Origin of the sequence: uncultured Psychrobacillus sp. (assembly GCF_938022135.1) — a bacterium.
Classification (GTDB): Bacteria; Bacillota; Bacilli; order Bacillales_A; family Planococcaceae; genus Psychrobacillus.
On sequence record NZ_CALIED010000033.1, the window covers coordinates 1 to 24,958 of the forward strand.

Sequence of the window (24,958 nt, forward strand, 5' to 3'; positions counted from 1 at the left end):
CTCGGGGTCAAATGGATAAAAGCTCCGGTGGCTGGGGAACTGCCTCCTCGCTTTTCTCCATTTGCCTGTCGGGGCAGAGATAGGCGGTTTCGCTTTTCTTATGAAAAAGTTATAATAATTGGGTCAGTGTTTAGCCTGTCGGGTCAGAGACAGGCTGCTTGCGCATTAAATGGTATCCAGCGCAAGCAGTCTTGCCCCTCGGGGTCAAATGGAAAAAAGCTCCGGTGGCTGGGGAACTGCCTCCTCGCTTTCCCCCATTTGCCTGTCGGGTCAGAGACAGACTGCTTGCGCATTAAATAAATAGAGGTGTTCGTATGAAGAGAAATTGGATATTTGGTATTTTAATTGTAGCTGTTAGTATTGCTTCTTTAGTATTTATTATAAAAGGAGATATAAATTTAGCTGTTTTGTTTATGACTCTTATCTTTGTCTTAAGTAATGGTTACAGAGCTATTGTATTTAAGGAAAAAGGGCATGAACGAGAGGCGAAATGGATGAAAACAATGGCAATCGTTTTCGCTGTCCTATTTGTACTCGTATTATTTCTAACAATTACCTAAAAAAAACGTGAAATCATGTGTAGATGATTTCACGTTTTCTTTATTGTTTAGGAAATTATAAAGTTTTGAATCTGTGGATAAATTGATGTCTAGCTCCACCACCTTGCCCCTCGGGGTCAAATGGATAAAAGCTCCGGTGGCTGAGGAACTGCCTCCTCGCTTTTCTCCATTTGCCTGTCGGGGCAGACATAGGCGCTTGCGCTTTTCTTGTTTTGTTTAAAGTTCTTTAAGATTTAATAGCTAAACTTTTTTCTAGACAGAACAATGAGTATAATAGCTGGAACCGTGCAAAATGCCATTCCTAAAAAGGCTAGTTTTGGTTCTATATCATATAAATAACCACCAGCTAGTGTTAGGACGGCACTACTTAAACTCATGGATAGAGCAGCATAAATTCCTTGGGCAGCAGGTATGAGCCTTTTGTCTAGTGTTCTAGATATATATTGAATAAAGGCATAATGTGCAACTCCAAAAGAAACGGAATGTAGTGCCTGAGTGAGGATAAACATCCAAACCGATGGAAATAGATAGATTCCAATCCAACGAATGGTGGCGCCAATCCCGGCTAAGAGAAACATCCAAGATACTTTCTTACTTGAAAATAACTTGTCAGCAATAAGAAAGAATACAATTTCAAATATAACAGCAACATTTAAAATGATTCCGATATAAAGGCTGTTGACCCCGATATCCTGAAGATAAATAAATCCATAATTATTATATGATGCGTGAGACCCCTGTATAAGTACAGTTAACGTTAAAATAATGATAAATTGCTTAGAAGTAAAAAGTTCTTTCCATTTAACAGAGTTTTCTTTTGTTGTTCTCAAGGGTATTTCACTCAAAGAGGCTGGCATTGGTCTAGAGTAGGTCAGCATGATGATTGCAAGTGCAGCTAACATCGTCCAGAGTATTGCTTGCTCGTCCCATATAGCAGTTACTCCTCCGATAAACAACAGGGCAACCATGAAGCCGACTGATCCAAACGAACGGCTTTTTCCATAGTGAACTTTGTCCTTTTGCATGAGAATGGATGCACTACTCTCCATAGCAGGTAATAAGTTAGGATAGATTAAGCTAAACAAAACAGTAATAGTTAATAAAGAATAAAAAGAATTAAAGGGTATGTATAAAACAAGTGCTGCAAAGGAAAGTAACGCGAGCAAGCGAAGCACCTTCTGCATACTATACTTACTAGTAGCTCGTGGGAATAAGGCAAACGTGGAAAAGGCTCTTGCAAGCATTCCAGCACCCATAATAATACTAGCGGAGGTGACACTCAGACCTTTAGCATTGGTTAGATAACCGGTCCAATAGGGCATAAAAACTCCCCATGTGAAGAAAAATGTGAAAAAATTAATGGATAACCATTTTTGAGACTTCATAGAATGACCTCTTTACTTTCGACTTATTAAAGCTAAGTAAATGAGTTAGCTAGCTGTAATAACTGTCTAGATTTAATTTTTGGTGCGAATTTATTTCCGCATAAGTTACAATTTTGAAACGAGTTTAATAACATTATAAAGCATTTTAATTTGATTAGGGATAAGTTCTATGAAAAATGTTAAACTAGTAATATCGCTAATTGGAAAGAAGGAAGAGCAAGGGATGCAATCAAGATTTAGTTTAATGAAGGCAAAAAAGAAAAGAAAGTGGCCAAAAATTGTAGCTACTATTATTTTGGGTTTAATAGTTGTAACTGCCGTGGGATGGATTGGTATAAATGATTGGAATATAGATAAAAGTTTAAGGGCGTTAGGTATTACAGTTCAGGAAGAAAAACCTGAGGTTGAACTAGAGAAACCAACGCAAGTAATAGAGGAAGCAAAAGATCCAGTAAAAGAGGAGCCTCCAATTGTAGAGGAGCCTATAGAAGAAGTAGATCGTTCAGGGGCAAAAGGTTATGAAGGCAATGAAACTTTACCTGCCGAGCCAACCTATATAGATGGAATTTTAATAGCAAGCAAGCAATATCCCCTACCTGCCACTTATGCACCTGGGGAAAGTAAAGAAGCAAGACAAGCTTTCGAAGCAATGGCAGCTGAAGCAAGGCTTTCCGGTTACGAATTAGTAGCATTTAGTACATACCGTTCTTTTGACTATCAACAGCAGCTATATAATAGATATGTGAGCAATGATGGAGTGGAAGCGGCAGATCGATATAGCGCTCGCCCTGGATACTCTGAGCATCAAACTGGGCTTGCATTCGATATCGGAGAATTACACTTTGAGCAGCACTTCGCAAGAGAGAGCTTTGGAGAGACGCCAGCTGGCCAATGGGTAGCATCTAACGCCCATAAATATGGATTTATTATGCGTTTTCCGAATGGAAAAGAAAAAATTACAGGGTATATGTATGAGCCTTGGCATTTTAGATATATAGGATTGGACCATGCAGCTAAAATATATGAAGCAAATACAACATTAGAAGAATATTTAGGCATATAAGAAAAAGATCCCATCATTCGTGGGATCTTTTTCTTGTATTAAGGCAATGGCTTAAATCATCGTTTTATAAAATTGGAGATATCAGTCGAGCAAGTGATTCCTTAAACTTAATCATAGTCGACCGTTTTTCATAAAGTTCCCATGTAAGTTCAGTAGAAAGCTTCATATCCTCTTCAAATAACTCCGCTAATTGATGGGAAGTTTCATTGTCATAAATAAATGCGTTTACCTCGAAATTTAACTTGAAACTTCGAACGTCAATATTAGCAGTACCTACAGTAGAAGCTTCATCATCAATAACAATCATTTTCGTGTGTAGGAATCCATTTTCATAAATGAATACTTTTGCCCCAGCTTTGATAAGCTCTCCAACATATGAATAGGTTGCCCAGTATACAAATAAATGGTCAGGCTTGTTAGGTATCATAATTCTTACGTCTATCCCTGAAAGACAAGCTACCCGGAGAGTATCCATAAAGCTAGCATCTGGTATGAAATAGGGGGACTGAATATAAATGTATTTCTTCGCCATCATGATTAATTTTAAATAACCATTTTTAATTTGCTCCCACTCAGAATCAGGTCCACTCGAAACAATCTGTAATCCAACAGAACCTTTCAATGGGATAGCTGGGAAAAAACGATCGGAATATTCGATATCGTGTTCTGCAGAAGCTTGATTCCAATCGAGTATAAAACGAGTTTGGAGCGGATGAACGGAGCTTCCTTCAATTCTAAGGTGAGTATCTCTCCAGTAACCAAATTTCTTTTTCTTACCTAAGTATTCATCACCGACGTTGAATCCTCCTATGTACCCAATTCGTCCATCAATGACTACTATTTTGCGGTGGTTTCGGTAGTTCATCCGCGGATTAATCAATGGAAGAATGGATGGAAAGAATGCTTCCACGCGTCCCCCTAACTTAATGAGCTCATGAAAGTGTCGCTTTCGTAAAGAGCGAGAGCCTGTATCGTCGTACAGTATGCGAACCTTTACTCCTTGTTTAGCTTTTGCTAGTAGAACCTTATAAATCTCTTGTCCTAAATTATCTAAACGGAAAATATAGTATTGAATGTGTATATGGTCCTTTGCATTTTCTAAGTCGAACAAGAGGGCATCAAACTTTTCACGCCCGTCTGTAAAGATATCCACTTTGTTATCTTGTGTTAAAACGGCATGGTTATTATTAAGATGCATAATAATCAAATCTTTGTAATGACTAGCGTCATCCAATCTAAAATCAAAGGATTCATCTTCAATAGCTTCCATTTGAAACTCAATTAATTTATCGATACCTATTTTACTTTTCCCTTCCCAGCGAAAAAGGGTTTTGCGTCGCAATCTTCTTCCAAACAGTAAATAAATACCGAAACCTAGGATGGGGATAAAGAATAGAACTAAAATCCAAGCCCAGGTGGAGGACGCATCTCGTCTCTCTAAAAATATCAAGGCAATCGCTAAAGAAATATTTAAAATTAGTATGCCTGTACCAACAAAACCATATATACTTGCAGCCAAAATTACACCCCCAACCCTTTTATATCTGTCTTTTCTAGTATAGCCGATTTAGTTAAAAGAAAGAAGAATTGTAACATATTGAGTAAACCTATAAGCATAAGTAATTAGCAAAATGAAATATACATATAAGGTGTTTGAATAGTCTGATATAATCAAGGTGGGAATTTAGACTTAAGGAGATGGGAAAAATGCTTCAAGCAAAAAATCTTCAGAAGAAGTTTAAAACAAAAGAAGTAGTGAAAAAGATAAATTTGGAACTTGGTGAAGGAGAATCAATTGGACTGTTAGGTCCGAATGGAGCAGGAAAATCAACTACTATATCCATGCTTTCATCATTAATGAAGCCTACAAGTGGAACTGTTCTTTGGAATGGGACTTCCATTGAGGAGAATCCTCAAATGCTTCGTAAGAATTTAGGGGTGGTACCTCAAGAAATAGCCTTGTACCCAGAGCTTACAGCACAAGAAAACCTAGAGTTTTTTGGACGAATTTATGGGCTGAAAGGAAAAAATTTAGAAACACGGGTGGAGGATGTGCTTGAAAAGATTGGTTTAAGTGACCGGAGAAAGGACAGAGTAAAAACCTTTTCCGGTGGGATGAAGCGTAGACTTAACATTGGAGCGGCTTTACTACATAAGCCTTCCTTTCTCATTATGGATGAGCCTACTGTAGGAATAGATCCTCAGTCTCGTGCTTACATATTAGAGGCCGTAAAGCAGCTAGTAGAGGAAGGTATGACGTTACTTTACACAAGTCACTATATAGAAGAGGTAGAGCTGCTTTGCGAAAAGATATACATTATGGACCAAGGTGAAATTATTGCATCGGGAACAAAAGAGGAATTAAAGTCTTTAGTTTCCGACCAACAAACAATTGAGTTAAAAGGACATTCACTTTCAGTTGCATTTGAGGAAAGCTTACAGAAGCATTTTCCAACTGCTAACATCCACAGGGAAGAAGAAAAGCTTTTAGTCTCTCTTTCTAAGTTTATGGAGCCATTATCAAGTATTTTTGCAGTTGCTGCCGAAAACGAAGTGACGATTACTTCTGCAGTAGTTAAAATTCCTTCTCTCGAGGATGTTTTTTTACATTTAACAGGAAGAGCTTTGAGAGACTAGGGGGAAATAGAATGCTTTTTAACTTAATTAGTAAGCAACTAAAGGTGATTGTTCGTAATAAGCAGCCGTTTATTATCCTTTTAGCTATGCCTATTATCTTGATTACTATTTTATCATCAGCCTTGGCTGGGATCATGGATACAGACGGATCTTCTGCTATTCAGGCTCACTTGGTAATTATAGATGAAACTAGCTGGGAGAAGGAACAGGCATCTATTACAGCCTTTCTAAAAGAGTCTGGACTGGAAGGGTCAACTCTTAATACTCTTTTGCAAACGTTTGAAGAAAACGATCCTACTAATGTTTTGCAAAATTCAATTCTCCTCTCTAAGGAAATGGAGAAATATGTAAAAACGACTAACGAAGATATATCTAATCTAGAAGATTTAAGAAAGAGTAATAATGTGGATGGTATCTTAGTCATTCCTGATAATTTCAGATTAGATTATATTAAACAATCTTATTTTGACCAAGGAAATAAGCCGAGTTTTGAGTTGTTATTAAATCAAGAGAATGAAATAAGGTCATCTATAATTGCTTCGATTCTTGAGGAGTGGAAAAAAGGGTATAGCCAGTCAATGGCTTTAAATAAAGTGGGTATAACTCCAAACGAAGTAATGGGTCAAACAATTGCAGTACAAAAATTAGAGCATTTAATGAATGAGGGAGAACGAACTATTCCATCTTCCGTTTATTACTCTGTGGGAATGCTAGTAATGTTTGCTCTTTATATACCCTCCTTTTTGGCAGGATTTGCGTTACAGGAAGTATATTGGAAGGTTTATGACCGAATCCTTTTAGCAGGAGTATCCTCAACCTATTACACTCTTTCTATATTTATAACAGGGGCAATTGTAGCGTTACTGCAACAGGCGATTATATTGCTATATGGAAGCCTGGTGCTGGGAATAGACTGGATTGGCATACAGGCTATGATTGTAATAGTTGTTAGCTTCAGCTTATTTATCGGGGGACTTTCAGCACTTTTAACCGTCTTACAATTTAAAACGGGAACTGAAGGTATTGCTAATGTGTTTAATGGATTAGTGATTACTATTTTCTCCTTCTTAGGAGGCTCCTTCTTTAAGATTAGTGATGTATCCGAGACGCTTGGTGACATCGGTGGCTATACCCCTAACGGAGCCACAATGAAAGCAATTCTTTCAATTCAAACTGGTGATTCAGTTGGTGTGATTTGGCCACAGATGTATGTGCTATATATCGGCCTATTAATATGTGTCAGCTTGTCCATTATAGTATTTCCTAAAAGAGGTGTGACATCATGAAGGGCATTTGGATTGCAAGAGCTCAAAATTTAAAGCGAAAGCCGTTGGTTCTTCTAACAATGACCTTTATGACAGTTGTCCTCGCCTATGTTCTCAGTGGTGGTGTAGGTGGCCAGCAAGCAATTTTTATCACTAATGATCATTCCAAAACAAGTAGTGACGTATTAGATAAATTAAAATATTTAGAGGATTATTCCTTTCATCCACTATCTAAAACTGAGTTGGAAGAGAAGATAGAGGGAGACCCTGACTTAATAGGAGTGTTACTTACAGAGTCTACGTATACAGTCTTGAGCAGTGCAGAAACAGATGTCGTTAGAAATGTATCTTTAGTGATAGAAGCTGCATATAACGAAATGGCCTTTGAGAAAAGAATAGTAGAAGTTGGCGGTAGGGATAAGTGGAATGAAGTGAATAGAATTTTAGACGATGAGGAAGCCTTTGAAATCGAGATTAGCGCTATGAATGAAAAGCAGACCTTTCGATATGATGGAGCTCTGCAAAGTTTATTTGGTTATATGCTCTTTTTTGTATTTTATACCATCTCAACAAATGTTCAATTTATATTGGAAGATAAAAGAACAGGAGTGTGGAATCGTCTAAAGTTAGCTTCTATTAGCCGGACTAAATTATATTTCGGGCATTTATCTTTTAGCTTTCTAATTGGTTTTTTGCAAATGCTTTTAGTTTTGTTAGTGTTCCGATTTATCGTAGAAACTAATATGTATGGAGCATTCTCAGAAATAATTATTATATCGAGTATTTATGTATTATTAGTTTTGGCGATATCATTAATAATCATTTCCCTAGCCAAAACTGTTAGTCAAAGTGGAGTTGTTGTTTCCTTGCTGGCAGTGGCTTTCGCTATGTTAGGTGGGGCATATTGGCCACTTGAAATTGTTCAATCAGAAGGGTTACTGAATATGAAATGGCTGTCTCCTATTTACTATGCGATGGAAGCATTAAAAAGAGTTACCATTTATGGGGAAACCTTAAGTGCTGTATCCGCGTACCTATGGATGATGCTTTTATTAGCGGCTACGTTTATAGCAGGGGGTATATATTTATTAGAAAAGAAAACAGAACGTGGCCATTCTAGTGAGTAAAAAGGGGGAATGGAAATGTACTGGTGTAAAGTAGCGAGAACAAATGAAGAATTTGAAGCTATCGCAAAATTAAATTATGAAACATTCGTAGAAGAAATTCCGCAACATGAAAAAGATCCAAGTGGAATGAGAGTAGATCCTTTTCACCATGAAAACGTTTATGTGATTGTATTAAAAGACCAAGAGCTTGCGGGAATGGTAGCCTTTAGAGCGGAGCGTCCATTCTCGTTAGACAAGAAGCTAGGACCAGTAGAAAATTATCTTCCAGAGGATGCCCTAAAAGGGGCACTCTGTGAGGTCCGTTTACTAGCTGTAGATAAAAAGCATCGAAATGGGCGTGTTTTTTATTATTTAGCTAGAGCACTATCTGACTTTGCATATGAAAATGGATATGGAGCGGCCGTTATTTCGGGAACGGTAAGAGAGCAAAAGCTGTATAATCAGCTTGGTTTTGAGCCTTTTGCAAATCCAATCGGAGCAGAGGATGCCTTATTCGTCCCTATGGTATTAACGAGAGAGCGCTTTGATAATTCGGTTGCTGCACGCTTTAAGCAGAAAAGGTATTCTTTTTATCCAGGTCCTGTTCACCAGGTTAATGTAATCAAAAATGCTTTTCAGGAAGATCCACTCACCCATCGTTCTCATCAGTTTGAGGTTATGCTTGATCGAGTTAAGCACAGGTTAAATGAGTTGAGTGGTGCTAAATACGTTCACTTACTTGTAGGAACTGGTACTTTGGCGAACGAAGCAATGATCGCTCAATTGAAGGTGTTGGATGAAAGGGGTCTTATATTAACGAATGGAGCTTTTGGAGAGCGTCTTCAAAAACAGGCATTACGTTGGGGATTAGATTATAACGTGGTTAACTATGATTGGGGACAGGCGTATGATTTAGAGGCCATTGAAAAAAAACTTGCGCTTGGAAATTATAGCTGGCTACTAATGGTTCATGGGGAAACCTCGACAGGGATGCTAAATGAATTAGAAGAACTGAAAGACATTTGCCGTCGTTTTAATGTATTGCTCTGCGCTGACTGTGTTAGCTCGTTTGGATCTCTCCCATTCTCTATGGAAGGATTATATTTGGCTACAGGGGTCAGTGGAAAGGCAATAGGTACCATGAGCGGAATTTCTTTTGTCTTTGCCAATTCAGAAATAGTCTCCTGTGAGCGTATTCCAGCCTATTTAGACATAGGTTTAACGACAAACTCCCACGTACCCTTTACAATGCCATCCCAACTTATCCATAGCCTAGAAAATGCCTTAACGGCCTATGACGATGGGGAAAGATATAAGCTTTTACATAAACGATGGATGTATATTGAAGAGGAAGTTAAACGACATAATATAGAGCTCTTTACAAATAACACATATCCTATGATATTCACATTACAAGAAAACCAATTTCCACACCTCGCTGAGGATGCAAGAATGTCAGGCTTTGATTTACATTATAAAAGTGAATATTTAAAAGAAAAAAGCCTTATTCAAATATCCTGTATTCAGCCAGATTTTGAAGTTGCATGGACGAAATTCATCAATTGGTTTGCCAATTACCGTCTATATCATGAAGGAAAAAGTAAGTCGCTTTTTGAATCAAGTAGCCTGTGAATAGTGGGTAATAATGAACGCAACATTAAATAAGGCTCATTGTAACATTGGTTACAATGAGCCTTATTTATGTAAGTATGGAAAGATTTAATCTGTATTAATCTGTTTATAAGTCTCTTGGATAAAAGTTTTATAAGGAGTGTCTGGCATCTTGCTTACATTGTCATAAGCCTTTTTCGCAGCCTCTTTTGCTTTAGCTCTTTGACCAATGGCTTTATAGCACAGGGATAGGTATGCATCTTTCTCGTAAAAAATGGATAAATCAATCGGATGACTGAGAGCATCATGAATGACTACTTGCTCTAGCTGTTCAATGGCAGCTTCAAATTGCTTTAAACCGTAATAAGTTTTCCCTCGCTCTAATACAAAGTAAGGGGTAAAAATTTTATCTTTTGCTAATGTATATGTTTGAAATATTTTTTCAGCCTCTTCATATTGATATTTATAGGAATTTAAGTAATGGATTTTAGTAATCAAAGAGAAGTACTCGGCATCTGGATCATCTGCAAAGATTCCATATGCCTCTATTTTTTTTGCGTAATACTCTATTTTCTCCTCGTCTTTTTGCATCATTGCATGGGCAGAAGCGATTCTATAAAGGTCATCTAAGTGGTAAAAGGTTTTGTTTTCCTTTGAATACTCAATTGCTTGGTCCATTAGCTTTAAGGCAGATTCATAGTTTCCGATTGCGTAGTACAAGGCTGTCTCGGTATAGTCAAAGTCAAGTCGAGAAACGGGGTCAATCCATATACCAGTATTTTCTAGTTCCGCCCGTTCCTGTTGGAGAATATGCAAGGCGTCCTCGTAATTATGCTCCTGAAATTTGACCATTACTCTAACAATTCCTATTTTAGCTCGTCGTGAAGTAATGTTTAGCTTCTCATAAAGCTCTGCTGCTTGATTCAATGATTGTTCCCAGTCTTTTTTATGTACTTGGTACATACAACGACTGTACATTTCTAACAAGCGGGCTGACTCATACCCATGACCGATCTTAGGTAAATATGGCTCTACTAATTGTATTAATTGCTCATATTCATCGGATAGATCATTGTAGTGTGTATTAAAAAGATGCTCCGCCTTCTCAAGAACTACGCGTAGTTCTTGTCCACTTACTTCCTCTAATAACTCCGAAACATCTACGTTCAACTGTTTTGCGATATATTGAAGGCTTTCCATAGAAGGCTTCGCCTTATTATTTTCGATTAGACTGAGCATTCCCTTAGTTAGCTCAGAACCTGCAAGTGCCTCTAGAGTCATCTTTTGTTGCTTTCTCAATGTACGTATTCGCTCTCCAAGCGTCTGCATAGCTTCACCTCATTTATTGTTAGTTTAATTATATTAAACTTTTTGTTGAAATGGAAGAACGGATATGATATTATTTGTTTAATAAAATTAAACTTTTAGTTTTTTCAGAACACATAGAAAGAAAAAGCTAAACAAAGGGGAAAAATTATGGAAGAAATAGTGAAGTTGAAAAAAGCTACTTATCATTTATGGACATTCACCATTAGTAAGCTCATATCGATTTTTGGCGCTCAAGTTTATGCATTTGCTATCAGTTTTTATATTCTACAGTTAACTGGCTCTGCAACAAGCTTCGCGACAAACCTAATATGTAGTATTTTACCTAGAACTCTACTTGCTCCTTTTGCGGGGTATGCTGCTGATAAATACTCTAGAAAAGGCATCATTATTGGAGCTCAAATTGCCAGCTCGTTGGCGATAGGGGGATTATTAATCTTCAGTATAAATGCAGAATTGTCATTGATTGCGATTTATATAACAACGGTCATCTTATCCATTACCTCAACGTTTTCGGGAGTAACATTTAGTTCTTCCATGACGGGGCTAGTAGATGAAGCGAGAATACAAAAAGCGATGTCTTTAAACCAGATGTCTATTTCCTTTGCGACAATTGGAAGCCCAGCGGTAGGAGGGATATTATATGGAACAGTGCCTATGCCGGTGTTTTTAGGGATTTATTTGACAGCATCTATTATAGCGGTAATTTTAGAATCTACGATGAACTTTAAATTATTTGCTACAAGAAAAGAAGTAGTGGAAGGGGCTCCAAAAGAGTCGATGCTACAAAGCATCAAAGAAGGTTTTAAATATTTAATGAAGCAACCTACCATAAAAGTTATAATTTTCATTTCTTTAATAGTGAACTTTTTGTTTGGGGCATTTCAGGTTGGATATTCGTTTATCCTGATTGAAAAATTAAAGCTTGATCCAGTCCATTTTGGATATACAGAAATGGCCTTTGCTATTGGAATGCTGTTAATGTCTATTTACTTCTCAAGTGCGAAGGAGTTAAAATACCCTCTTCTTGTATCTAAGTGGAGCATTGTGGGTACAGGGTTTTTATTGGGAGCGATTGCGACTCCATTATTAATGAACATGTCTTATTTTGGGACCGTGGTATTTTATATTATAGTCCTCTTTGTTTTTGGAGTGTCTATGATGATCACTAATACACCGATTATGGTTATGATGCAAAAGACAATTGATGACGACTATAAAGGCCGTGTGTTTTCTATTTTAGAGACAGGATCCATGGCGTTAATGCCACTTGGGATGGTTGTTTTTGGGTTTCTGTATGATGTGTTATCTGCAGAGCTTATCCTAATTACTTCGGGAGTTCTATTAGTAGCTACCGTTTTAGTGCTTGCAAGGCCATCGGTTATTAGAAAAGCACATCCAGAGCTTGCGAAAAGAAAAGTAGAGACAACACCGGACCCTCAGCCAGAATGAAATAAAAAATGGGGCTAGGACTAAAAAAACGTGAAATCAGCAACATGATTTCACGTTTTTGTTCTTTTCTAGCTTATATCTTGTAGGGTATACAACACGATTTTCGAGGAGTTTTGTCCCAACCTCTTTATTATCCCTTTAATGTTTTAGTTGATCTACGATATGCGAAAATTAAACCTATTGCTAATATCGCAAGAATCCCAGACAATACATAAATATTATCTGGCTGCTTCGTAAACAACCATGCAAACAAGAGAGGACCAATAATGCGTCCGAGATTATCCATTGAATAAGTCATCCCAGCTGCAGTTCCATATCGACCACCTGACTCTTTGGAGGTAAGGGATACAATGGTTGTTCTAGCAAGTGCATTACCTGCTGTGAAAACACAAAGGGATAATCCCGCCCAAAAAATATTAGTCGTAAAGACTGTCATGACCAACCCTATAGCTGTAACTACTTGTGCATAAAGAAGCCAAGTCGTCTCCGTTCCGTTCTTGATACGTCGTACAACTCCACCTTGAATAGCTGCATCGACAAAGCCGCTAAACATGAATAGATAACCGATTTGTAATGGTGTTATAGCTACTCTTTCAATTTGAAATAACTGAAAAGTTGCCTCCAAGCCAGCAAGTAGGAAGGTAACCATAAAAGAAAAAAGGAATAAGTATTTTATACGGTAGGACCATAAGCTCAAAGCGCCTCTTGGAAGAATCGTTCGCTTATTGGCTTCACCAGTACGAGCTGGTTCTTTTAAAATGATTAACGCATAAACAAAAATGACTAACAATAGAATAGCTGAGACGATAAATGGAGTTTCCAAGCTAATATGACCTAGAATACCTCCAATTGCCGGTCCAAATATAAAACCTAAACCAATAGACATTCCCATGAAGCCCATATACTTATTTCTGTTTTCCTCATCTGATAAATCTGCTATAAAGCCAGTTACCGCAGTGTAAAGCGCACCTGAAAATAGTCCGCCGACTACACGAGAAAGGTAAAGCATTACCAATGAATCGAAAAATAAGGAGAATAACCAAAAGCTTAAGCTAAAGCCGATTAATCCCGTTAGAATAAGTGTTTTCCGTCCAATCCGATCAGAAAGCATTCCCCAAAGAGGAGCAGTGAAAAAGGAAGCTAAAGCATAGACTGTTAGTAGACCTCCTACATGAACCTCGTTATAGTTCTCCTGAAGTATAACCTCAGGCAGTACGGGAATAATAATCCCAAAACCTAAATAAACAAGAAATTGAACGGACATTAATATAAAAAGTGATTTTTTCATTGTCAAACCTGCTTTCTCAAACCTTAACATCTATAATACCTGTTTCGGAAGGAATTTTCACCTCGAAAAAGGTGAAGATAAAATAGTGAATGAAAGCATGATATATCAAGGTTTGAACAAGAATATCACTAGCTGAAGAATTTTATCATCCTTTGTGTACATTTTTAACTGGCGGTAGATTTGACCTGGATAGGTTTTCCTACTCACATTAGCAGGGAAATGAACTTGCTAAGAACAGTTTAATAACTCCTTGGTTCGGATATACTTTGTATAGCCTCAGAGATTTCTTGTATATGGGGAAAAGGAAATGCTAAGTCAGCAAGAGACACAAAGCCTACTAACTCTTCATTTTCTACTACTGGGAGCCGGCGTACTTGATGCTTACCCATTAAAATTGAGGCTTCAGCTGTAGTTTCTTGAGGAGAAACTGAAATGACGGTTTTAGTCATAATGTTTTCTACTTTGCATTTGACATCTTTAGCCACTGCTCTTGTTACAATGTCCCTGTCTGTGATCATTCCAACTAGCTTTTTTTTGCTTACTACTGGTAAACAACCGATATCTAATGAACGCATTTGTTCAGCAACTTCGTTTACATAATCATTAGGGCTACACGTAACCACTTGCTTACTCATTACATCCTGTACAATCATCGATATCACTCCTTTAGAGGTTATGATGGTTTACAAATGCGTAAAATATGTAATAAAAATGAAAGGTTTAGGCCATGTAAAAAGTGGTATTATAGGATAGAGAAAAATAAATAAAATAAAAGAAACCTTTTAAATATATATTCGTAATAATAAATGGAAGGGACTGAGGTGGATTGGCTAAGGAAGTTGATTTAAAGAAAATTGTAAGTAATCTATCAAAACTTGGTGTGACTGTTACAATGACAAAATCTAGGCTTGAAATACTTAAAGCTTTATCACCACCCGCACAAAGTCCACATGTGCAATCCTAAAAAAAGAGTGACTGGAAGCCTCGTTAAAACGAATGCTTCAGTCACTCTTTTTTTTATTTTTCGCTTAATCTTCATCCTTAGCAAACATATATGTTCTATGGTGAAACTTCATACTAAAGACTAAACCGATAGCAAGCATATTACCCATCAAGGAACTACCCCCGTAACTTATAAATGGTAGTGGAATACCCGTTATAGGTAGAAGTTGAATAGTCATTCCAACATTCTCGAATACATGGAAAGTGATCATGGCAATAATTCCAGCGCATACATAGGTGCTGTACATATCCTTGAGCTGTAAGGTTATTTTGGTTAAGTGATAGATCAGTAGGAAGTAGAGACTTATTACTATACTAGCACCAACAAATCCATATTCCTCGCCAATGACAGCAAAGATAAAGTCCGTATGATTTTCTGGTACATACACAACACGTTCTCCATACCCTTTACCAAATATTTCTCCCGAACCAATTGCATTCAGAGCTGTAATAAGATGCATTCCTTCATTGGAAGCATATGAATATGGATCTATCCATGAATAAATACGTGCAAATTGGTAAGGGTCAAAACCAAAGTTTTTAGCTAGGAAATCCTGCGCATACAAGGCCATCCATAAGAGAAGGCCACCTATTCCTAGACCGCCTAAGAATAAGGGTAAAATAATTTTCCAAGTAATACCTGCCACGACTATTAATGCAGCAGTAATTGCTAAGAAAACTAACGAAGTACCTAAATCAGGCTGAAGCATGATAAAAGCTAACGGTATAATTAAGGTGATACCTATTTTCCCTAATAGAATAAAGTCTGTTTTAACTGTTTTCATCACATACTGTTCATGATGATAGGTAATAAGGCGGGCTAAACCTAAAATATAAAAGGTCTTCATAAATTCGGCAGGCTGAATGTCCCCTATTGGTAAATGGAACCAGCTTTTTGCTCCATTACGAGGTTCTACTAAAGCCATGCTCTCTGGTAGGATAGCAAGGATGGCTAATAGGAAAACTCCTATTCCGTATATATACCATGCCATTCTTTTATATTGCTCGGGCTCAAAAAACATAACCATCCCAATAATAACGCACCCAACAACATACCAAAAAAGCTGTTTGGATACAAAGTTATACGCCGCGTATTGACCTGTAGTCTGAGCCGAGGAAATGGCTAGTAAGCTAACGATCAGAAATAATAATAAAATAAAAGCTAATGTCCAATCAAAGCGATCAGCAAAGCCTTTTTTATTTTCCATAAAAATCACCTAGATTTCTTTCTAAATATACAATTTTTTGTTTCATTTCCATTCTCTTATATAGAAGGAAACACACTTTTTCTATTATATCGTAAATACTCTTTTTTGGCTTGTGAGTAATATAGACGATATTACAAAAACAGTTGTTTCGTTTAAATAAAATTATGCTAATATATATCTTATATGAGGAGTGAAAATTCAGTGGCTAAAAAAGAGAGAGACTTAGATGACTATTTAACTCATCTATACGTTCATGCAAATGAGATAGAGCATTTCACATTATTTAGTGGTATTTCAGTTCAACTATTTTTAAAGTTTGCTAATTTGTCTTCCCTTTTGTTGTTAAAGCATCGTTACGAAGATGCTTCTTTTAATATCCATACACAAATGGATTTTATAGGGGAAAATCAATTTGGACATTTTTTAAAGGAGTCCTCTGAAAAACCTACTTCCCTTTGTTTTTTGGATTTCTCAGATGAGCGACGATTAAATCTGCTGACTCCTCAAGAACAAGCAGAGCTTTTATATATAGCACACAAAAAAGAAGCGTTTCGATCACCATTTTATCATCACCTTCAAAATCGATTTGTCTATATGACCGATGAAGATGAGCATATTACTAAAATTTATTTTCGAGATATAGAAGATTTTTACGGTTTAATCGCTGACTTATTCAATCAAGTGATTAAAGAAAAAACGAAATCTACTGCATTTTGGAGAAAAAAGAATAATATTATATTGCCAGAGTTGTCCTCTGCAACTGTGGAAAGGTACACCGACTTTTATGAAGACGGAGTTCTCATGTCTTTGTTCCGCGTGGATAAGACTAATTATGGAATTGAAATTCGTTGCTTACCGGAAAATATTTTTCCTGACGAGGTGCTAGAGGATATTAAGCACCATGTTAAAAGACCATATGATTTCTTAATAGAAATATAAGAGGACGCTTTTGCTACATACTGTTGCAAAAGCGTCTATTATGTATATGAGGTGATAAATAGTGGCATGGATTTTACTTATAGTTGCAGGCATAACTGAAATTATATGGGCAATTGGGTTAAAGGAAGCTCATGGTTTTACAGAGCTTATCCCTTCTCTTATCACCATAATGTTTCTAGTGATTAGCTTTTTTTTATTTGCACAGGCGATGAAGACGATTCCGATTGGAACTGCATATGCTATATTTACGGGTATTGGAGCTGCCGGCACGGCGGTCGTAGGTGTTTTATGGTTTAATGAACAAGTAAATGCAGGTAAAGTCGTATTCTTATGTCTGCTACTTTTCGGTATCGTTGGTTTAAAGCTGATAGATACAGAGGAGGCAAATTAATGGAATGGATTATACTGATTGTAGCTGGTCTTTTTGAGGTTGGTTTTGTAGTTTGTATGAAGCTTTCTAATGGCTTTACAAATAAGAAATTCTCTATACTTACCATTATTACGGCATCTTTAAGTTTCTTTTTACTATCCTTAGCCCTTAAGGATATATCTGTAGGTACAGGATATGCTGTGTGGACTGGAATTGGGGCAGCAGGAAGTGTATTGGTCGGTATGTATTTGTTTAACGAAAAGAAAAGCCGTCTAAAATTATTCTTTTTAAGCTGTATTATAGGTGGAGTAGTTGGTCTCAAACTGTTTGGCTAACAATTCATGTATAGATACAAGAAATGATAAAATAGAAATATCCAAAACGTGGAGGTCAAAGTGATGAAATTGAAATTAGGATTATTATATGGTGGGAAATCTGCGGAGCACGAGGTTTCTTTGTTAACGGCAAGAGCGGTTTCGCAAGCAATAGATTTTGCTAAATATGAAGTGTATCCTGTCTTCATCTCGAAAGAGGGAGAATGGAGAAAGGGACAAAAACTATTAGGGCCAGTTGAATCGGTTGAAACGCTTCAATTTGGAGAAGATACAGGAAAAGCGAATGATATAACAAGTTTCCTTCCAACTGATAATACCCCTAAGAACCTTGCGACTGCGGAAGGTAATGAAGGACTAGACGTAATCTTCCCATTGCTGCATGGACCTAATGGTGAGGATGGAACAGTTCAAGGACTACTAGAAGTATTAAACTTGCCTTACGTTGGAAATGGAGTTTTAGCTTCTGCTGCTGGAATGGATAAAGTAGTTATGAAGCAACTGTTTGCTCAAGCAGGCTTAAAACAGGTTCCTTTCGTTCATTTCATTCGACGTGAGTGGAAGAACAATCAAATAGTTATACTTGAAAAAATTGAAGAAAGCTTAAAATGGCCGTTGTTTGTCAAACCAGCTAATCTAGGATCAAGTGTTGGGATTACAAAGGTAAACAATCGCGAAGAACTTATAAAAGCAATCGACCTAGCGTTTAAATATGACCGTAAAATCTTAGTAGAGCAAGGTATTGTCGCTCGTGAGATAGAAATGAGTGTATTAGGAAACGATTCTCCAAGATGTTCAGTAGCCGGTGAAGTATTACCAACTAAAGACTTCTACGATTACTCTGCAAAATATATAGATGGAACGACAAACTATGCAATACCTGCAAATGTTTCAAATAGATTGCAAAAATCTTTAGAGGATGCAGCTATTCGTGCATTCAAAGTGTTAGATTGCTCTGGTTTAGTTCGTGCAGATTTCTTTGTCACAGATACAGAAGAGGTGCTGATCAACGAAGTAAATACGATGCCTGGATTTACCCCAATTAGCATGTATCCAAAGCTGTGGATGGCTTCGGGCTTATCCTACTCAGACTTGATCGAGGAGCTAATATCACTAGCGATTGAACGCTATGAGGAAAAACAGCAACTGGAACATTCTAAGGACGGAGAGTGACTTAAGTTGAAAAAAACATTAGCACATATCGCAAAGTGGTTAGGTTTAGAACAACCATCTAGTAACCCTTTAGTTACAGGAGTTTCTATTAACACCCGTACGTTAAAGCCGGGAGATCTATTTATCCCCTTTCGAGGAGAGAATGTGAATGGTCATAAATTCGTAGAGAGCGCATTCGATAAAGGGGCAGCTGCAGCATTCTGGTTAAAGGATGAGCCAAATCCTCCAAAGAACGTTCCTTTGCTATTTGTAGACAGTAGTGAAGCAGCACTACAACAGATGGCAAGAGCGTATCGAGAAGAGTTATCTACCGTATTCATAGGAATCACCGGATCAAACGGTAAAACATCCACAAAGGACCTAATAGCAGGAATGCTTTCGCCTTATTACCGTGTGAAGAAGACGGAAGGAAACTTTAATAATGAACTAGGACTTCCTCTCACTATTCTATCCCTTGAGGAGGATACTGAGTATGCGGTACTTGAGATGGGAATGAGCTCATTTGGAGAAATTGAATTCCTTTCAAATATGGCAAAACCAACGTATGCAGTAATCACAAATATTGGAGAGGCGCATATGAAGGATCTTGGATCTAGAGAAGGAATTGCGAAAGCGAAGTTTGAGATTATAGCTGGTTTAAATAAGGATGGGCTACTCGTTTATGACGGTGACGAACCTCTTTTGAAACCGTTTATATCGAATGCACCAGGTTTAAATACTAAATCCTTTGGTACAGGAAATAAAAATGATTTATGTATTGAACAAGTTACATTTACTGAGCAGGGAAGCAGCTTTATTGTAAATGGAGAGCTAAATGAAGAAATGTCTATACCCATTCTAGGGGAGCATCAAGTGAAAAATACGTTGGCTGCATTACTTGTTGGTAAAGAAATAGGTTTGTCGAGTCAACAGATGCGTGATGCCTTAAAGCAAATCGTACTAACAGATATGCGCATGCAGGTAATTGAAACTAACAATGGCAGTATTTTTATTAACGATGCATATAATGCTGCCCCAACCTCTATGAGAGCAGCTATTCAATTTTTAGAGAAGTCGACTATTAAACCCGATAAATGGCTTGTGCTTGGAGATATGCTGGAGCTTGGTCCGGATGAAAAATCATTCCATGAAGAAATTGGTGAGTATATATCCAATGATGTGTTCTCAGGTGTTTGTTTATTTGGCTCACGTATGAAATGGTTAAAAGACCAACTATCAGACAAGTTTGATGAACAACAGCTGAAATGGGTGGAAAATGATTACGAGTCACTTATATCCTTTTTAGATTCAAAAATAACAAATCAATCTATTGTTTTAGTTAAGGGATCAAGGGGAATGAAGTTAGAGAAGGTAATTGAACCCTTTCAAAAATAGTAGAAAGTAGGGATGGCATGAAAACAGGAGTACTTTGCTTACATGGTTTTACTGGAGGTCCATATGAAGTTCAACCATATGTGGATTATCTAGAAGTAAATACTGACTGGAAAATTGTAGTTCCTACTTTACCTGGCCATGGGGAAACACTGGAGTTAAAAAACCTAACAGCCGAATCATGGATGATGGCAGCGGAGCAGGCTTTGCGTTTGCTGCAAAAGGAAGTAGATCGAGTGTTTGTGGTTGGTTTTTCCATGGGCGGGATTATTGCCATTTACTTGGCTCTACGCTATAAAATTGAAAGATTGGTTTTATTAAGTGCTGCCGCAAAATACATAAATCCAACGCAGTTGCTACATGATATAGGAGACGTCGCCAAAAAAATAGTTGAAGGTAAAGCAAAAGAAAATACGCTGTTTCAAATCTATAGTAACAAACTTCGTGCAACTCCTATTCAAGCTGCTTTAGAATTTGTTCGAGTGGTGAAAATGGTCGAACCTTATTATGAACAAATTACAATCCCAGTATGTTTAGTTCAGGGAAAGAAAGATGGAATTGTTCCTTTTACGACAGCACCCTTCTTATTTGACCATATCCGTTCTACAAACAAACAGCTAATTTTTTCGGAGAGCGGGAAGCACCATATTTGTTATAGCGATGATTGTCAGGAATGGTTTCCACAGGCTCTTACATTTTTAAGGGAAGAAATGTAGAAGAAAAGTTCGGAGCTACTGACTTTAAATTCTAATTCATTGCAACTGGGACAATTGCATGCTATACTACGTTTAGAACAATGGATACATTTTGTGCGAAGACTCTTCAGCATTTATTGAAGAGTACTTTTTTTTGAACATAACGGTTTGTTTACGTAAGAATTAACGAACCGCTCGGCAAAAGACCGGGCTTTCCCTTTATATTAGACCCCTCTGATTGAAACCACAGAGAATTTTAAGTAACGGAAACGTTCCTCGTATAGGCTCGAATTTGCCGCAATTTCATCTGAAAATGTAACCATTTGTCAAAACAGAACAAAAAGGAGATTAAAATTTTGACAAATTTTTCAGAATTAAATATTAGCGCTTCTACACTAAAATCCGTACAACGAATGGGATTTGAAGAAGCAACACCAATCCAAGAAGGTACTATCACTCATGCTATGGAAGGCCGCGATATTATTGGCCAAGCACAAACAGGTACTGGTAAAACTGCCGCTTTCGGTATTCCAATGATTGAAAAGGTTGATCCTAAAAACCCTAACATTCAAGCTTTAATTATTGCTCCAACTCGTGAGCTTGCAATTCAAGTTTCTGAAGAGCTTTATAAATTAGGCTATGATAAAAAAGTTCGTTTACTTTCTGTTTACGGAGGACAAGAAATTGGCCGTCAAATCCGTGCGCTTAAAAACAAGCCACAAGTAATCGTTGGTACACCTGGTCGTATTCTTGACCATATTAACCGTCGTACTTTAAAGCTTGACCAAGTGGAAACATTAATCTTGGACGAAGCGGATGAAATGTTAAACATGGGCTTCATTGATGATATCAATACAATTTTAGAAAGTGTTCCAGACAATCGTCAAACATTATTGTTCTCAGCTACTATGCCGGGACCAATTCGTAAAATTGCTGATAAATTCATGAAAGATCCAGTTGAAGTTAAGATCAAATCAAAAGAAATGACTGTTGAAAATATTGAACAGTTCTATGTAAAAGCTACTGAGCGTGAAAAATTCGATTTCCTTTCAAGAATATTGAATGTACACCAACCAGAGCTTGCAATTATCTTTGGACGTACTAAACGTCGCGTAGACGAGCTTTCAAATGCCCTAAGCATCCGTGGTTACTTAGCAGAAGGAATTCATGGAGACTTAAGCCAGGCGAAGCGTATGTCTGTATTAAAACAGTTCAAATCAAATAAAATTGATATTCTTGTTGCAACTGATGTAGCTGCTCGTGGATTAGATATCTCAGGCGTTACTCACGTTTATAACTTTGATATTCCACAAGATCCAGAAAGCTATGTTCACCGTATCGGTCGTACAGGACGTGCTGGTAAAAGTGGTATTGCGGTAACATTTGTTACTCCAAGAGAAATGGGCTACCTTCGTATTGTTGAAGACACTACGAAAAAACGTATGACAGCTCTTCGTCCACCAAGCTCAGATGAAGCATTAGTAGGGCAACAACGTGTAGCGATTGAAGCTCTTACTGAAATTATTAACAAAAATGATTTAGGTGACTACCGTACACTTGCTGCAGAAATGCTTGAAAAGCATGAAGCAGTTGACGTGGTTGCAGCAGCAATCAAGTCAATGACGAAAGAGCCAGACGATTCACCAATCTCACTTTCAGAAGAACGTCCATTACCAGCTCGTAGAGAGCGTAGTGGCGGCGGACGCAGTGGCGGCGGCGGATACAAAGGTAACCGTAGCAGCGGCGGTGGCGGACGTAGTTCTTCATCACGTGGAGGAAGCGATCGCGGATCTTCTCGTTCAGGAAGCGGTTCACGTCCAAGCGGTCGTCGTAGCAGCGGTCCACGTGACGGTTCTACACAACGTAGCACAAGAACTCGTACACCACGTAACGAAGGCTAATTTTATATAATCCTTTAAGGCGAATCCACTTTGGTGGATTCGCCTTTTGTGTGCTTAGCATGTAAAAAGATAAACGTTTAGCCTGTATGACTCGCAAATAAAATTAATTTAATGAATCTAATTATAAAGTTGAAACATTTTTGTGTAATATTCGTATACAATGACAAGAGAAGAGGTGGATGATAATGAGAAAAGAACCAATTAATCGAATATCCGTAAAAGGTTTAAGAGTGTGGAGAATTTATGGCATCATACAAACCCTAATTGTTTTGTTATTAGGCATTGGTACAGGAGTAATCAATTATTTTACGGGAAACTACATATGGTTATACATAGTGGCAGGAGCAGTAGTATTGCTATTTGGATATTTATTCATTTATTTATTTCCAAAGGTAAGATGGAGCAGATGGAGATACGAGGTAAGGGATCAGGAAATAGAACTACAGCATGGTCTATTTGTTGTGAAGAGAACGCTAGTCCCAATGGTTAGAGTGCAACATGTAGACACAGAGCAAGGACCGATTTTACGTAAGTATGATTTGTCGTCTATTACTATCTCAACGGCTGCTACCAGCCACACAATTCCCGCATTAATAACAGAAGAGGCGGATGAGCTACGAGGAAGAATTTCGGTGCTAGCAAGGGTGGCGGAAGAAGATGTCTAAAGAAAAGTATAGACTTCACCCAATTTCTGCCGTTATAAATTTTGTGAAAGTCTTAAAGGAAATGATTCTACCGTTAATCGTTCTAGTGTTAGTCAATGGTTTTGGAGACGATGCAAACTTTTGGTCTGGACTTTTCACTTACGGCATTTACGGAGTACTGCTTTTGTTCATGCTAATCAGTGGAATTATTAAATGGAGAAGATTTCGCTATTGGTTTGAAGATGGGGAGCTGCGAATAGAGTATGGTCTTTTTGTAAAGAAAAAGCGATATATCCCTTTTGAACGTATTCAGAGTCTTGACTATACGGAAGGTATATTCCATCGACCATTTGGATTGGTAAAAGTAAAGGTGGAAACAGCAGGTGGAGGTCCTACAAAAGAGGCTGACGCTGAGCTTACTGCTATTAGGAAAGAAGCCGCCGAGCAAATAAAGAAAGAAATCATGCTCGCTAAAGGTCAAAATGTACCTATTATAGAAGATGATTTAGAGGTTGAAGAGACAATTATAGAAGAAAAGAAGCCAATTTTCCGAATGTCCACAAAGGATCTTCTCGTACTAGCGAGCACTTCAGGTGGTGTAGGAGTATTCTTTTCAGGTCTTGCAGTATTTGCATCCCAGTTCTCAGAGTTTATACCCTATGAAACTATTTATAACGAAATTATGATTTTCATCAAATTTGGAGTGCTTGTGGTAGTCTTAGTAATCTTCGCTGTTTTACTTATGGCTTGGATTGTTTCAGTTCTGTTAACCTTTATCAACTATTATGATTTTACAATAAAGATAGAGGATGACGAGATTATTATTACTAGAGGACTTTTAGAGAAAAAGAAAATTACAATTCCTTTAACTCGGATACAAGGGATCCGATTAGTAGAAAACCCTCTTCGTCAGCTTACTGGATATGCTACGGTAACGGTAGATAGTGCAGGAGGGTCAATGGCAGAAAAAGATGAAACCATTCGTTTATTGCCATTAATAAAGAAAGCAGAGATTTATCCAATCTTAGAAGAAATTTTCCCTGATTTTCAAATGCAACCTAACTTTCAAAGAGTGCCAAGTAAATCTCGAAAATTCTTCTATCGCTTAGATTTGCTGTGGATTTTACCTATAGCTGCCACAGTTATTTACTTCTTTTATCCATATGGATTATTATCACTTCTACTAATCCCCGCAAGCTTTGGATTAGGCTTGTGGCAGAAGAGAACAGCTGGTTTTTATATAGAAGAGACACAGTTAGTTGCCCAATATCGATTATTTAGTAGAGTGACTGTTTGGATGGAGAAAAGAAGGATTCAATCGATGACAGCTCGTACTACGTACTTTCAGAAGAAATCAGACGTTTCTTCTGTAGTAGTAACTATAAAATCAGGGGTTGGCGGGGCAGAAACAGTGATTCCTCATATCGAGAAGGAACATTCTGAAAACCTATTAAGCTGGTATGAGCCAATACGAAAGCCTAAAATAGATATAGAAAAAGAGATGGAATGATAATTATTTTGTCCATAAGCTTTGTTAAAGTTATTGATTTATTTTGACTAACAATTATTTTTTATAGTGACTGAAAACATAAACAAAGGAACTTTCAAAAGGCTATTAAGAACATAAATA

23 protein-coding genes are annotated in these 24,958 nt (G+C 37.5%); 17 read left to right on the forward strand and 6 right to left on the reverse strand.

Features of this window, described 5'->3' with window-relative positions; genetic code table 11:
• Positions 1-314: 314 nt before the first annotated feature.
• Positions 315-560 carry a hypothetical protein gene (locus tag Q0371_RS07260; RefSeq protein WP_251553334.1) on the forward strand — a complete coding sequence of 82 codons (246 nt, stop codon included), beginning with the start codon at positions 315-317 and terminating at the stop codon, positions 558-560.
• A gap of 233 nt (positions 561-793) precedes the next feature.
• On the opposite strand, the gene Q0371_RS07265 is transcribed toward Q0371_RS07260, so the two are convergent.
• A complete protein-coding gene (locus tag Q0371_RS07265; RefSeq protein WP_298469932.1) occupies positions 794-1,945 on the reverse strand; it encodes a 3-phenylpropionate MFS transporter in 1,152 nt (383 codons plus the stop codon).
• Positions 1,946-2,114: 169 nt separating this feature from the next.
• Here Q0371_RS07265 and Q0371_RS07270 point away from each other — a divergent pair, with 169 nt between their 5' ends.
• Positions 2,115-3,008, forward strand: a complete 894-nt coding sequence (locus Q0371_RS07270) for a M15 family metallopeptidase (protein WP_298469934.1) — start codon at positions 2,115-2,117, stop codon at positions 3,006-3,008.
• Between the two features lie 64 nt (positions 3,009-3,072).
• Here Q0371_RS07270 and cls read toward each other — a convergent pair whose 3' ends face one another.
• Complete coding sequence (gene cls / locus Q0371_RS07275; RefSeq protein ID WP_251553336.1) at positions 3,073-4,527, reverse strand: cardiolipin synthase; 1,455 nt, start codon at positions 4,525-4,527, stop codon at positions 3,073-3,075.
• A gap of 188 nt (positions 4,528-4,715) precedes the next feature.
• On the opposite strand from cls, the gene Q0371_RS07280 reads away from it, so the two are divergent.
• The 4 genes from Q0371_RS07280 to Q0371_RS07295 are packed head-to-tail and all read left to right on the forward strand — an operon-like array spanning position 4,716 to position 9,648.
• Complete coding sequence (locus tag Q0371_RS07280; protein WP_298469936.1) at positions 4,716-5,645, forward strand: ABC transporter ATP-binding protein; 930 nt, start codon at positions 4,716-4,718, stop codon at positions 5,643-5,645.
• A gap of 11 nt (positions 5,646-5,656) precedes the next feature.
• Positions 5,657-6,931, forward strand: coding sequence for an ABC transporter permease (locus Q0371_RS07285; RefSeq protein ID WP_298469938.1), 1,275 nt, complete (start codon positions 5,657-5,659; stop codon positions 6,929-6,931).
• On the forward strand, positions 6,928-8,037 hold the full coding sequence (locus Q0371_RS07290; protein ID WP_298469939.1) for an ABC transporter permease: 1,110 nt from the start codon (positions 6,928-6,930) through the stop codon (positions 8,035-8,037). The genes Q0371_RS07285 and Q0371_RS07290 overlap by 4 nt, the downstream gene beginning before the upstream one ends.
• Positions 8,038-8,052: 15 nt before the next feature.
• On the forward strand, positions 8,053-9,648 hold the full coding sequence (locus tag Q0371_RS07295) for an aminotransferase class V-fold PLP-dependent enzyme (RefSeq protein ID WP_298469941.1): 1,596 nt from the start codon (positions 8,053-8,055) through the stop codon (positions 9,646-9,648).
• Positions 9,649-9,735: 87 nt separating this feature from the next.
• Here the strand turns inward: Q0371_RS07295 and Q0371_RS07300 are convergent, their stop codons facing one another.
• The gene (locus tag Q0371_RS07300) at positions 9,736-10,956 is read right to left on the reverse strand and encodes a helix-turn-helix transcriptional regulator (RefSeq protein ID WP_169360963.1); all 1,221 of its coding nucleotides are present in this window, start codon (positions 10,954-10,956) and stop codon (positions 9,736-9,738) included.
• Positions 10,957-11,103: 147 nt separating this feature from the next.
• Here Q0371_RS07300 and Q0371_RS07305 point away from each other — a divergent pair, with 147 nt between their 5' ends.
• On the forward strand, positions 11,104-12,405 hold the full coding sequence (locus Q0371_RS07305) for an MFS transporter (RefSeq protein ID WP_298469943.1): 1,302 nt from the start codon (positions 11,104-11,106) through the stop codon (positions 12,403-12,405).
• A gap of 130 nt (positions 12,406-12,535) precedes the next feature.
• Here the strand turns inward: Q0371_RS07305 and Q0371_RS07310 are convergent, their stop codons facing one another.
• The gene (locus tag Q0371_RS07310) at positions 12,536-13,693 is read right to left on the reverse strand and encodes an MFS transporter (protein WP_298469945.1); all 1,158 of its coding nucleotides are present in this window, start codon (positions 13,691-13,693) and stop codon (positions 12,536-12,538) included.
• Positions 13,694-13,932: 239 nt separating this feature from the next.
• Positions 13,933-14,346 (reverse strand): CBS domain-containing protein, encoded by a 414-nt coding sequence (locus tag Q0371_RS07315; protein ID WP_298469946.1) that lies wholly within the window; start codon positions 14,344-14,346, stop codon positions 13,933-13,935.
• Positions 14,347-14,519: 173 nt separating this feature from the next.
• Between Q0371_RS07315 and Q0371_RS07320 the strand changes: the two genes are divergently transcribed.
• Positions 14,520-14,657 (forward strand): Lmo0850 family protein, encoded by a 138-nt coding sequence (locus tag Q0371_RS07320; RefSeq protein WP_251553339.1) that lies wholly within the window; start codon positions 14,520-14,522, stop codon positions 14,655-14,657.
• A gap of 64 nt (positions 14,658-14,721) precedes the next feature.
• Here Q0371_RS07320 and Q0371_RS07325 read toward each other — a convergent pair whose 3' ends face one another.
• A complete protein-coding gene (locus Q0371_RS07325) occupies positions 14,722-15,903 on the reverse strand; it encodes an FtsW/RodA/SpoVE family cell cycle protein (protein WP_298469947.1) in 1,182 nt (393 codons plus the stop codon).
• Positions 15,904-16,104: 201 nt separating this feature from the next.
• Between Q0371_RS07325 and Q0371_RS07330 the strand changes: the two genes are divergently transcribed.
• The 9 genes from Q0371_RS07330 (at position 16,105) to Q0371_RS07370 (ending at position 24,838) form a co-directional block, all read left to right on the forward strand.
• A complete protein-coding gene (locus Q0371_RS07330) occupies positions 16,105-16,842 on the forward strand; it encodes a hypothetical protein (protein ID WP_169360969.1) in 738 nt (245 codons plus the stop codon).
• Positions 16,843-16,903: 61 nt separating this feature from the next.
• Complete coding sequence (locus tag Q0371_RS07335) at positions 16,904-17,233, forward strand: multidrug efflux SMR transporter (protein WP_169360970.1); 330 nt, start codon at positions 16,904-16,906, stop codon at positions 17,231-17,233.
• Positions 17,233-17,547 carry a multidrug efflux SMR transporter gene (locus tag Q0371_RS07340; protein ID WP_298469948.1) on the forward strand — a complete coding sequence of 105 codons (315 nt, stop codon included), beginning with the start codon at positions 17,233-17,235 and terminating at the stop codon, positions 17,545-17,547. Before Q0371_RS07335 ends, Q0371_RS07340 begins: the two co-directional genes overlap by 1 nt.
• Positions 17,548-17,610: 63 nt before the next feature.
• A complete protein-coding gene (locus Q0371_RS07345) occupies positions 17,611-18,717 on the forward strand; it encodes a D-alanine--D-alanine ligase (RefSeq protein WP_298469949.1) in 1,107 nt (368 codons plus the stop codon).
• A 6-nt stretch (positions 18,718-18,723) separates the two neighbouring features.
• Positions 18,724-20,091, forward strand: coding sequence for a UDP-N-acetylmuramoyl-tripeptide--D-alanyl-D-alanine ligase (murF, locus tag Q0371_RS07350; RefSeq protein WP_169360973.1), 1,368 nt, complete (start codon positions 18,724-18,726; stop codon positions 20,089-20,091).
• A 17-nt stretch (positions 20,092-20,108) separates the two neighbouring features.
• Positions 20,109-20,804 (forward strand): alpha/beta fold hydrolase, encoded by a 696-nt coding sequence (locus Q0371_RS07355; protein ID WP_298469950.1) that lies wholly within the window; start codon positions 20,109-20,111, stop codon positions 20,802-20,804.
• A 335-nt stretch (positions 20,805-21,139) separates the two neighbouring features.
• Positions 21,140-22,684 (forward strand): DEAD/DEAH box helicase, encoded by a 1,545-nt coding sequence (locus Q0371_RS07360; protein WP_169360975.1) that lies wholly within the window; start codon positions 21,140-21,142, stop codon positions 22,682-22,684.
• Between the two features lie 185 nt (positions 22,685-22,869).
• Positions 22,870-23,349, forward strand: coding sequence for a PH domain-containing protein (locus Q0371_RS07365; protein ID WP_169360976.1), 480 nt, complete (start codon positions 22,870-22,872; stop codon positions 23,347-23,349).
• A complete protein-coding gene (locus tag Q0371_RS07370) occupies positions 23,342-24,838 on the forward strand; it encodes a PH domain-containing protein (protein ID WP_298469951.1) in 1,497 nt (498 codons plus the stop codon). Before Q0371_RS07365 ends, Q0371_RS07370 begins: the two co-directional genes overlap by 8 nt.
• Positions 24,839-24,958 lie beyond the last annotated feature (120 nt).